The organism is Verrucomicrobiota bacterium, from assembly GCA_037139415.1.
Lineage (GTDB): Bacteria > Verrucomicrobiota > Verrucomicrobiia > Limisphaerales > Fontisphaeraceae > JBAXGN01.
The window spans coordinates 1-12,495 of sequence record JBAXGN010000215.1 but is presented as its reverse complement, the minus strand read 5'-3'; the positions used below and the strand labels follow the sequence as shown (position 1 = coordinate 12,495).

The 12,495-nt window shown below is 52.5% G+C and carries 6 protein-coding genes; all 6 read left to right on the top strand.

Annotated elements, in window-relative coordinates; genetic code table 11:
- Positions 1-529: hypothetical protein (locus WCO56_25705; protein MEI7732994.1), on the top strand; the 529-nt coding region annotated here is incomplete at its 5' end.
- Between the two features lies 1 nt (position 530).
- Entirely contained in the window at positions 531-1,052 is a 522-nt protein-coding gene (locus WCO56_25700; protein MEI7732993.1) for a hypothetical protein, read from the top strand.
- A gap of 85 nt (positions 1,053-1,137) precedes the next feature.
- The gene (locus WCO56_25695; GenBank protein ID MEI7732992.1) at positions 1,138-2,772 is read left to right on the top strand and encodes a secretin N-terminal domain-containing protein; all 1,635 of its coding nucleotides are present in this window, start codon (positions 1,138-1,140) and stop codon (positions 2,770-2,772) included.
- Between the two features lie 57 nt (positions 2,773-2,829).
- The gene (locus WCO56_25690; GenBank protein ID MEI7732991.1) at positions 2,830-5,901 is read left to right on the top strand and encodes a chitobiase/beta-hexosaminidase C-terminal domain-containing protein; all 3,072 of its coding nucleotides are present in this window, start codon (positions 2,830-2,832) and stop codon (positions 5,899-5,901) included.
- A 58-nt stretch (positions 5,902-5,959) separates the two neighbouring features.
- Positions 5,960-11,746 (top strand): Ig-like domain-containing protein, encoded by a 5,787-nt coding sequence (locus tag WCO56_25685; protein ID MEI7732990.1) that lies wholly within the window; start codon positions 5,960-5,962, stop codon positions 11,744-11,746.
- Positions 11,747-11,907: 161 nt separating this feature from the next.
- Positions 11,908-12,495: hypothetical protein (locus WCO56_25680; GenBank protein ID MEI7732989.1), on the top strand; the 588-nt coding region annotated here is incomplete at its 3' end.

The window sequence follows — 12,495 nt, the reverse complement described above, 5'->3', positions numbered from 1 at the left end:
GGTTACAGTAATCGTCGCAGTGGCGCTCTGGTATTTTGCCATCAGCGGCCAGCATGAGCAGATAAGCAAAATCGAGACCAAACTCAACGATATCTCGACTAGTGTTGGAAATGCGCAGGCGCGCGTCAAAGAATCCGGCACGGTGGAAGAAATTTTATTTTCTCGTTCCAACGAACTGGCGCTGGTCGAGGCTGAAATGGCCAGCGGGAATGACCAATATTTCTGGTTTATCAGCACCTTGAATAAATTCAAAATCCCGTATCCGATGGTTGCAATCCCTTTCGTCAGCAAGCCGGCGGATGTTGAGTTGGGGGTTTATCAGAGTTTCCCCTACAAAGCCAAGCTGTTTCAGTTGCGCGGGGTTGCGTATTTTCACGACTTTGGCCAATTCCTCGCCGACTTTGAAAACCGGTTCCCGCATTTTCGGACGCAGAAACTGAATCTGTATCCCGTGCCTCCGGATGCGAGTGCGGATGGGGAAAAAATCTCCTTTGAGTTTGAAGTGGTTACGCTCTTAAAGCCCAAATAAAATGAACTCCCATTCAAAATTCCATAACCAGACCCGCCGGATGGCTTGGCGGATGGGCGGGTGGGCGGTGATCGTTGGTACCGTGCTCGCGAGTGGGCTATGGGCCGCGCAAGCACCTCCTAAGCCGGTTGTCCCTGAACCTGTAATCGAAAAGCCCATCCCCAGAGCGGAATTCATTTCGCGCACCAACCAGCCGGGCTTTGGTCGTGATCCATTCTTTCCAGGTACGCTTCGCTTTAATCCCCCCAAACCCAAACCAGAGCCGGTGCCGCCTACTCCTGGTCCTGATCCGGGGCCAATTTCCAAGCCTCCGCCGTCCGTTGTTTTGAACCTTAATGGTATCATCGGCAGTATGCGGGCGATTATCAATGGCCAAATCTTTCGCACGGGCGAGGGTGGGCTGATTCCCGATGCCAAGGCACGTATCCGGGTGGATGAGATAAAGCCCAAATCTGTAAAAGTCACCCTCTTCCTCGAAGATGGCAAGACCGAAAAACGAGAACTGTTTTTGAAGGAACAATAAAATAGGACACGGTTCGCTCCTTTGGTGGGGCGGGCCAACCGATACTGATTTTTAGCGGCGTCAACAATTAATATAAATAGACACCATGAAAACAAAAACAACCCTCCTGGCGATGGTCGGAATGACGGTGATTGGCTGCCTTTGTCTTTCACCCCAATTGGTCGCTCAAACGGCGGCGATTGCCGATGGTGACGAGGTGATGCCCGTCATTGATCTGCAGGATACCACCATTGATGCCGCCATTCGAGGTCTCGCCGACATGGCCAATATGAACGTCCACATGGATCCCAAGATCACCCAGACGCCACTTGGGGCCGATAATAAACCAATGCCACTGCCCAAGGTCTCCATTAAATGGCGGCAGATCACCGCCCGGCAGGCGCTGAATGCCCTTTTGGACAACTACGGCTACACCGCCATCACCGATCCCAAGACCAAAGTCACCCGTATTAGTATCAAGGACCCCACGGCTCAGGAACCGTTGGTGCCGCACGTTATCTCGGTGAAGTACGGCAATGTGACCAATCTTATCAGCTTGGTGAAGGCATCGCTAAGCGCGCGCAGTCAGGTGACGGCGGATACGCGCACCAGCCAATTGGTGGTGCAGACTACCGAAAGCGAATATGTCAACCTGACTAATTTGATCAACCGACTCGATGTTGCCAGTCAGCAGGTATTAATTGAAGCGCGGTTTATGGTAACCTCCAAGACGCTGAGTTCAGTCAAGGGTATTGACTGGAGTCAAACGATGAAGAATCAAAACGTTACCTTTGGCAACGGGCAGAGCGGTGGTAGCACCGTTACGACTACTGGGACTTCGACTTCCAGTGGGGGCGGAGTGTTGCCAGGGGGTGGCCCGGCAGGTGGTGGTTCCAGTACGCCGGCTTCCAGTTCAGGTTCCTTTAGTACTCTGTTTGGAAATGCGTTGGGACCAGTCAACACCGCCGGTGGCGGTGGCGGTGGGTTGAGCGTGGATACGCTTCGTGGACTGTATCCCAGTGTCGCCTTTTTGAATGCCGACGGAGTTAGGGCGGTATTGTCTTTCTTGAACGAAGACTCGGACACCGAAACCATCTCTACCCCTCGCGCAGTCGCCATGGAGGGGTACCAGACCGAATTATCCGTGGTTCAGAACATACCTGTTTTCGAGCAAACGCAAGGGGCGGTGTCCGGTGGGGTGGTGCAACAGAATACCGCCAAGCCGAATTATGAACTCAAGGTGAAGGACGTCATTCTCAATGAAGTGGGCGTCAAGTTGCTCGTTACCCCCAGGGTGGTTGGCGACACCAATGTTTTGTTGGACCTCAAGCCAGAGATTTCTAATTTAGGGATAGTCATTACGTCCAAATTGAATGGCCAGGATAATCAGGGCCAGGTGTTTGAGCGCAAGAAAATTAACACCCAAGCCATGGTTCCGGATGGGCATACCTTGGTGTTGGGAGGCTTGGTTGAGGACACCACGAGCAAGGGCTATACCAAGATTCCTATTTTGGGCGATATCCCTGGCCTTGGGTTGCTTTTCCGGCACGATTTAAAGGGGCGAGACAAAAAGAATCTTCTAATTTTTGTCACCCCGAATATCGTGCGTGATTCCCATTTCCAAGCCGCCTCGCCGGCATCCATGGATTTCATAAAAACCAAATTGAAGGATAAGCCGGATGTTGATGCAACCGCTTGGGATAGTGGCAAGCCGGCCGGCAAATATCGTCCGCTGTTTTAGTAGACAATGGTTGGCTTGGGTTTTGAAACAACTTTGAAATTTCAACTTACTGCAACTATGAAAATCACAGCTTCCGCTCCGCAGTATCCCGCCCGCAGGCGGGCGAGGGGATGGGTGCCGGGATTGTGTCTGTTCCTGGCCTTTGCGGTCATTGATGCCATGGCACAGCCTAAGGTGGAAACCATCGCGGGTGCCAGTAAGGCAACGCCAGCCGGTCCCTTTAGCGGCTCTGCGGATGGCGGTAACTTTACCGGGGCGCGGTTTAACAGCCCTTCGGGTATCGCAGTGGATTTGCAAGGTAACCTGATTGTTGCGGATACCGGGAATGGTAAAGTGCGCAAAATCTTCCCACCGACTTCGGCTGGGCAAACGATTACCTTGTTATCCGGGCTGACGGGAGTGAACACCCCCATGGGAGTGGCGGTGGACCGGTGGGGGACGCTATACGTGCTCACCAAAAACCATATCCGCAGCTATGATACCAACCTGAATTTCCTGAAAACCAACGTCAGCGGCTTGGTGAATGCCACCGCGTTTGCCATGGATGGCAGCACTAATTTTTACGTTTCAGAGACCAATGCCAGCGTATTGCTGCGCACCATCAAACGGTTTGCGATCACCAATAGCGCCATGTCCAATCTGGTGGTGACTAATTTCGTCATGCCGATGGGGGTTGCCATTCTGGACAGCGGACGAGTGGTGGTGAGTGATGCTGGTGCCAACGCCATCAAGTTCTTTGATCCAACGAATAAGGTTCTTTCTGCCAATGTGTTGGCTGGTGGAAGCACGAATGGCGTTTTGAATGGTGCCGGCTTTATCGATGGGCCTGGTGCCTTGGCGGCGTTCCGCGCCCCGCAAGGCATTGCCAAGGCCCCTAATGGGTCCATTTTGGTTGCAGACCGAGATAATCACCGTGTGAGATTGGTAAAACCGGATGGCTACACCTCGACATTTTACGGGGTTTCCACCAATTACTGGACGAACTGCACTACTTGCTCGCCCATGTTGCTGCGCGGTTGGGTGGATGGCACGGTGGATTTGCAGAATTCGACCACGAATCGTCCAGCCGCCCGCTCACCTCAGGCAGTTGTGGTTACGCCGTCTGGTGATGCATTTACGGCAGAAAACTATTATCACATCATTCGACGGGCCTCTGGAGGCGGTCTGGCGACTGGCGGTGGGGGAGGTGGGGGAACGACCAATGCGGTTGCAGCACCGGTATTTACCCCCAACTCGGGTTATTTCCCCAACGGTCAAACGATCTTCATCAATAGCACGCTGCCGGATGTCTTTTATACCATGGATGGCACGGTACCGACCACCAATAGCCTGCGAGTAAGCATGGTCGGCAATCTTGGCTCGATTCGCTGGGCTAATTCTACGAACGACCTAACTGCTTTGCAGGTGCGCGCGTATGATGGCACCAATGCTAGCGCGGTGGTCGCGGGGATTCCTTCCACGGTTAATTCCATTGGCATCCCGTCCAGTGTGAATGGCAGCTATGTGGCGGGTGCCGGTTCCACCATGATGCTGCCGTTGGTGGTAAATCTGACTCCTGGAGTACTCGTTCAGTCGGTTTCCTATTACCTATCGGTTAGCTGGAGCAACGGAAAACCGATAAACAATCAGTTCAAGGTGGTGGCTTTGACCACCAACGATTTTATTCCCGTTGCCGGTTTGGTGGGAGCCAATCTTCCGATTGTAGATTCAGGCACTGGTCCTGCCAGTCGGTACATTGTGGTGGCTGCCCTTGGCAATGCGCTGGGGGGGCAAATTCAAAATTTTGGCGTGCTTAACTTGATATCCATACCGATTCCGGCTAATGCGGCCAATGGCGATACGTACACGATTACCGTTTCGGCTACCGCGTTGGATGGCGCAGGCAGGGATATTCCCTTGTTCTCTAGTGGCACAACCATCCAAGTTGGGAACCCCGGCTATATGGTTGGTAATGTTGTGCCGCGTGGTTGGTATAATGCAGGTGAGTTTGGTGATACGGTCCGCACTAACAACAACTTGGCGGACGTGAATGCCATCTATATGGCCGCGTTAGGAATACGGATACCACCCATGGAAAGCGACGCGTATAATGCCATGGACGTATTTCCCGAGGATGGACCGGGCATCGTTGGTGGCGATGGGGATATTCGTTTTTTGGACTGGAAAACCATTTTGAGGCGGGTTTATGGTTTAAACAACAATACGAATCTTTGGCGGGAATGGTCCGGTGGCAGTCGTGTGGTTACAAATTTGGCTGGTGCCTCTAAAATGCCGCGCCGTAGTCCGGCACTGCCTTTGGGTGAGGTATGGTCACGGCAGGTGCAGATGATTGGCGACGTATTGGGGAATGTGGCCCCTGGCCAGACGGTACTGGTTCCGATTTCGGCCACAATAGCTTCAGGTAAAGCATTGACTGGGCTGTTGTTGCGGACCGCCGTTGAGCCAGTTGGATCGGGACCGGCGGTGACCACTCCTGTGACGTTTGTGCCGGCTCAGAACCAGTTGTATGAGAGTGGCAGACTAGAACAAGCGCAGGCGTATGCGGTATGGAGTCAGTTTGCCGCGCCGTTGATCGGCAGCAACCTACTGGGATATGTGCAGTTCCAAGTGCCGCTGACCGCCCCGGTTGGTCAGGCCTACCGGGTGCGTCTCCCGACTGTCAGCGGCGGTAATGAGACGGTGGTGCCAGCCGAAGATCCCGCGATTGAAACCCTTCCCGGCTTGGTCTATGTCGGGGTGGCCGCGCCCGCAATGCGTGATGTTATTTCGGATGAATGGAAGGTGCGGTTCTTCGGTTCAGTGGATTCCACCAATGCGCTTTGGAATGCTGATCCCGATCATGATGGGGTGCCGAATTGGCTCGAATACTTGATGGGGACCAACCCGATGGATAACACGTCCAAGTTGCAAATGAGTGCTGTGCCAACAGGGGTTCGCACCAGCCGCAACGTGGTATTGCGTTGGCTGTCTGCCCCGCAAAAATCGTACACGATTGAGTCGCTTAACCAGCCGTTCGGCGGCTGGAACACTGTTTCCAATGTGATCGGCAGCGGCGATTATCAGCAGGTGCTGATTACGGACACCAACCGGACAGGCACACGTTTCTTCCGAATCAAGGTGAATCCGTAATGATACGGGACCGGATGCATGAGCACCAACGCAATAACAATTTAAACCGATGAAGACCATGAAACTTAAAATTATCCTGGCAGTTTTGCTGAGCGTATTCGTGACGATGGAAGCGCTCGCCCAGCAGGTGGATACGGTGATCGGTAGCGGACTATGGGAACCAATGTCTGCGGTGGTCGGTCCGGATCAAAACATTTATGTAGCCAACAGTGCCAGCAACCGGATCGTCAAATATATTCCGGGCAGTGCGGTCATGACAACATTGGCTGGCAGTGCGGCAGGTTTGCAGGGATACGATAACCGCAACAATGGTTTCCAAGCCACCTTTTATTCGCCCGAGTATATCATTTATGCCTTGGGCGGCTTTGTCGTGTCTGATAACGGAAACAACTGTTTGCGCTTTGTTTCAACCAATGGCGCAGTGACGACACTGGCTGGCATCACCAATGACCCAGTAACCGTTGCCAGCAAACCAGCCAATCACCTCGCCATAACCAATACGGCCATGCTGACGTATTTGAATGCGCCATCGGGCTTGGCGGTGGATAACGATACCAATATCTTTATTGCCGACTCAGGCCATGGGGCGATTCGCGTGCTGATGGTGGACGGGAACATTAAAACTTTGGCGACGGGTTTATTCCGCCCGAGCGCGGTGGCGGTCGGCAACAATGGTGATATCTGGGTGGCCGACACCTTGAATAACGTGATTCGTGTCATTCATACCACGGGCACCGGCACCAATATCACCACCACAAGTGTTGATCTGATCGCCGGTCAGGTGGGAATTTCCGGTGCCAATGATTCAGAGTATGCCACCAATGCCACCTTTAGTGCTCCCAGTGGTTTATTGTGGATGGGAGGGGTCACGGGACTTCTGGTGAGTGATAAGAAGAATAACACAATTCGGCAAGTGGTGTGGGATGCCAATCTGGGTGCGTACTCGGTTCGCACCTTGGCTGGGGCGGCGGGACAATCCGGTTTGGTCAATGGTGCCTTGACCGCCGCTCGGTTCAGCTCGCCATCCGGGCTTTCCAAGGACACTCTGAATGGCGGCGTACTGGTCGCGGATCGAGCCAATAATGCGATTCGACGCATTCAAATGATGGCTGCACAGCCGCCCGCTCCGGCTCCGACCATCGGATTTGTGCGTTATACTGCCGCCGGAAAAATTATTTTATTCACCTTCACCAGCGTCGTTTTGAACAATGATGATGATGAAATTATTGCCATCCAGAAGCAAGCGGATGTGAACGCCTATTACACCGTTGGCCCGACGCCTTCGGATCCCTTTGACACCACCAGTATTCCAGACCCCGCCCCGCCGGCAATTGGCACACCGGCTCCGGATTTGGATGTTGATGCCTCGACGGCACCCTCTCCCTTGCTGCGCCCGCCTCCCTATCCGGATGTGATCCTGAAAGCCCGATGCGTCTCCGTGGGCCGTCTGCCCAGTGCGGTGGTGCAAGCTCGTATCATATTCCAAGTGGCCGCCCCCACCATTATTGGTGATAACGCCGCCTATTTTACTGTGACTAATCAGACCGCTGGTGCTCAGATCTTTTACACGGTGAATGGACAGGAACCGGTGTTTGGCGAAACAACGAATAACTTCTACCTGCGTGATATCAGGCAAGCCCTTACGTTAAACATGGGGACCAATCAATCGCTTACCTTTAAAATTCGCGGGTTTAAACGGGTATCGCTGGCCGCCACGAACGATATTTACCTGCCCAGCGACATTGTGACCAAGACCTTTGATGCCACCCGTGCTTCCGGTAATCAAATCAGTTTTGGTTTTGCCTCCGGCGAGGCCTCAAGCGTCTTTATTGGAGCGCCGGGACAGTTATTCCAAGTTCCTGTGACGCTATCGCTGGCTGGCACCCCCGCCGTTTACTCGCTTGGGTTTGATCTGGCCATCACCAATGCGAACGGGAGTACTCCCGCTGTGAGTTCCAACCTGAACTTCAATTCCTGTTTGCTTGAGAAGGTTATCATCAATGGCGCTGAACGTTATCGCACCATTGTTCCTCAATTCGTTCTGCACGACGTCGCGCTCAATCCGACCGGTTATAATTCAAATCTGTTGGCTGTGGCTTGGTTGGAAACGCGCACTTTCACCAACTTGTACAACACCTTTCAACAGGATTTGATTACCTATTCAGGAGCGCGTATCAATTTGTTTGAAAAGAAAGATGGTAAAATCATATTGGGCAGTTTCACGTTTCAAATTCCCACGAATGCTCTTTCTACTGCTGCCTATCAAATTCAGGTTCTCAATGCCTCTGCTTCATCCGATTGGAATACCGGGTTCGACATCATCGCTCCCACCAACGGTGCGCTCCACGAGGGGGTCATTAATTCGGTCAAAGAGATTACAATGGGTATCCAGGACTATATCGTGGGGGACATTTCGAATTTCCGGTGGTTTAATGCGGGGGATTTTGGTGATCGGCGATTGACCATGGATGATGTCCATCAAACCTTTATGGCGGCGATGAATCCGCCCGGGCATAATCTGAATCGGCCGGTGCCCGGTAGTGATTTTTTTGATGCGATGGATTCTTCCAATGGACATGTTAATCCTGCGGCGCTCGCCGCAACGAATATCGTAATTGACGGCATACTGACTGGCGATGGTTTCATTGATGTGGATGATATTTACGTTACTTTGCGCCGGTCTCTGGACCCCAATGTCGGTTGGGTGGCGCGTTTTTGGAGCAACGGAATCCGGCAATCTATTCTAGTATCCAATGCCTTGGTGAAGCCTACTTTTCCCACCAATGCTTTTGCCAAAATGCCACAACATGCGCCGCAACAGACCCTGCAACTTACGGGGAATGAATCAGTGGAAGTCGTGGCAGGTGATTCCGTGGCGGGTGGCGCCACGGTATCCATTCCAATCTATGTGGTGGTCAATGGAGTATTGCCGGTGCGCCATATTATGATGAATGCGTTAGTCAAACCATTCAGCGGCACTCCCGAGTTGTCCCAGCCGCCTCAATTCCAATTTGCCGCCACTGGATTATTGGCTCCTGCTATGTATGAATATACGGATGCGTCAGGTTATGGCGCGGTATGGGTGGATGCCGCCAATTCCGTGCCTGGTCTGGCGGCAGGGACCAACCTCTTGGGGACCTTGGTGGTGACGTTGCCGACGGGTTTCCCGGCGGACGGTGGTTATTCTGTGAGTTTTGAGCACTTTTCCGCTTCTCCCAATGGTATCGGCCTGTTTCCAAAGACCATGCAGAAGGGGCATATCAACCCGCAAAATTATAAAGCACCTTGCGATTACACGCTCAGTGCCAATCAAACAAACCTTTCCTATAACGCGCAGACTGGCAGTGTTATCGTGACGACTACAAGCGGTTGCAGTTGGGTGGCAGTCGTTGACCCGACCTGCACGAATTGGGTGACCATTACCGCTGGGGCGAGTGGAACGAATAGTGATACCGTTGCCTATTCTGTCGCCTCTAATGGCGGCCCATCAAGAAGGGGCCTGATCTATGTCGAGGGAACGAATTATGTGATTTTCCAGGCTGCTAGTCCAGCGCCTTCCATCACCAGCCAGCCGGCCAATCTTACTGTCTGGCAGAACGATACCGCCAGCTTCAGCGTTACGGCAACCGGTGCGGCACCGCTGGCTTATCAATGGCACTGGCAGGGTACGAGTGGCAGTGGTAGTTCGCCCAATTGGACCAATCAGACGTTGGTTTTCACCAATACCTCCCTGGGTTATGCTGGCAGTGTGTGGGTTGTCGTTACCAATGCTTACGGAGTGGTGACCAGCGCGGTGGCGTCCTTGATCGTAACGCCATTGCCGCCGCCCGCCATCACCAGCCAACCGACCAACCTCACCATCTGGCAGGGCGATACTGCCAACTTCAACGTTGCGGTAACGGGTGCCGGGCCGCTGACCTATCAATGGTACTGGCAGGGTACGGGCGGCATTGGGACTTCGACCAATTGGACTAATGCGACGTTGGTTATTAACAACGTTCCCCTGAATTACGCTGGTAGTTTGTGGGCTTTGGTTTCCAATCCTTATGGGGCAGTGACCAGCGCGGTGGCGACCTTGACGGTTAATCCCATACCGCCTCCGATTATCACCAGCCAGCCGACCAATGTTACTGTGTGGCAGGGAGAGACTGCCCACTTTAGCGTGGTGGCAACGGGAGCTGCGCCGCTGACTTATCAATGGTATTGGCGCAGTGCTTCCGGTGGCGGGAATTTGCCGGTTTCAACCAATCAGATATATGCCCCTACCAATGTCAGTTCAGGTTACAATGGCAGTTTGTGGGCGGTGGTTTACAATGCTTACGGATCGGTGACCAGCTCGGTGGTGACCCTGTTGGTAATGTCAGACACCCAAGGTCCTTTGATTACCATCAATGGTTATACCAACATGCAAACAGTGACCCGGAGCGATATTACGTTGTCCGGTACGGTCACGGATACCGGGCGGGGTGATCATGGCGTGTATATGGTTGAAGTGTCCGCCAGTATTGGCTATTACCTGTTTACCAATTTGAATGTAACTGGAAGTAACACGTTCCTTTTGAATTGCCATGAAACCCTCATGCCAGGGACGAATTCCATCAGGGTAAAAGCTTGGGACACCCTTGGTAATGCAACAAGCGACACGATAAATATTGTACTAAAATCGGCTGAAAACAGCAGACCAACCATGTTCATTAAATCGCCGGCAAATGGCGCGCGCGTTAGCACCAACTTGGTGACTGTCAGCGGGACTGCAAACGATGCTGGCGGAGTGGGTGATGTGTGGTACCTGATTAATGGCAAATATCCCTTGACTCTGGCCACTGGAACGACTAACTGGAGTTTGCAGTTCGGGCCGATGGCCGGCACAAATACTGTGGTTGTGTATGTGTTTGATCGCTCAGGTAATTACAATGGTCTGCAGTTTTCTATTTTCAATGCCATTACCAATGTCCTCACGGTAACCGCCAATGGGACTGGCACAGTTTCGCCAAATCTGAATGGTAAAAAATTGGAAATCGGAAAGTTTAATAGCATGACTGCTTTGCCCGGTAAAAACTGGCTCTTTTCAAATTGGGTTGCACAAGCGGGCACCGGAGCCGTAACGGTGGCAACCATCAAGCCGGCATGCACTTTCCAGATGGTCTCCAACCTGACGTTGACAGCTAATTTTGTGACCAATCTATTCATCCCGCGCAAGGGGGATTATCTGGGATCATTTTTCCCGGTTACCACCAATGGGGGGGTGGACTACGCCAATGTGGATTTCACTAATTCCGGCGCGGTGAAACTATCTTTAACGGATAAGGGGACGTTCACTGGGCAACTCCTGCATCAGGGAACAACCTATCCGTTCGCGGGTGCTTTTAATCTGAACGGACAAACTGTATGCACTGTTCTGCGTGGGAAACAAGCGGGGCTGCAAGTGAAATTGGCTTTAGAAACTGGTGCCATGGGAATAAAGGGTGCCGTTGGTGTGACGAACGGATGGGAGTCCGAACTGCTGGCCGATCAACAATGGCTGACCGTCAAAACTAATCAATTCCAAGGCACCTACTCACTGGTCAATACCAATCTCGGGACCTTGACGGTTAAAGTTCTGCCGACAGGAAGCACGACCGTAAGCGGGAAGTTAGCGGATAAAACAGTCGTAAGTCAGAGCACCGGGATTTCCACGAATGGCGATTTGGTTGTGTATCAATCGTTGTATAGCACTAAGGGAATGATCCTGGGACGGATCCTGGTTAGCAACTTAAACACCGGTAACCTGCATTGGCAGAAGTTGCCAGATACCAAGGATAAGCAAGGGTTCAGCAGGGATATTTCGGTCACGGTTCAGAGGTGATCCCTGAGTGCCTTGCTCACTACGACTCCTTTGGCGAGTGGAGGCGAACGGCGTCTCCAGGTTGTTGTCCCGATTGCTTTTGCGGCATCCTGAGTCAACTTGCCTCATCACCCGCATGTTTTGTCGCTTGCGATTTATTCGCGGAGGTTTAGACTGAAGCCATGAGAATATTGAGTTTCGGTGTTGCCGCGCTGTTGGTGAGTCAATGGTTGGCATCGGCACAAGTTGCGGTGGAAGTCGCTATTGCACAGGAGCAATTCCTGCCTGGCGAGGGCATTCCTGTCGTTGTTCGCATCAGCAATACGTCTGGACAGTCACTTCAATTGGGCGAAGATGATGCTTGGTTGACGTTTTATGTGGAGACTCGGGATGGCCAGTTGGCCGCGCGCAATGGGCAGGTGCCGGTGAAGGGCCTGTTTATGGTCGAATCATCCCAACGCGCGAATAAGCATGTGGATATTAGCCCCTATTTTGATCTTGAAAAGCAGGGCAATTACCGTTTGACCGTTACCGTCAAGGTGCCGCAATGGCAAAAAGAGATCAGCAGCAAACCGATTGCGTTTAATATTATAAAAGCCAGCACGTTTTGGGAACAGGAGATTGGCTTGCCTCTGACTGACGGAACAGCGAATGCCCAACCGGAAGTCCGCAAATATACCCTGCAAAAAGCCAATTACCTGAAGCAGTTGCGGCTCTACGTGCGCATTACCGATGTTTCCGAAGGCAAACTATACAAGCTGATTGGTCTT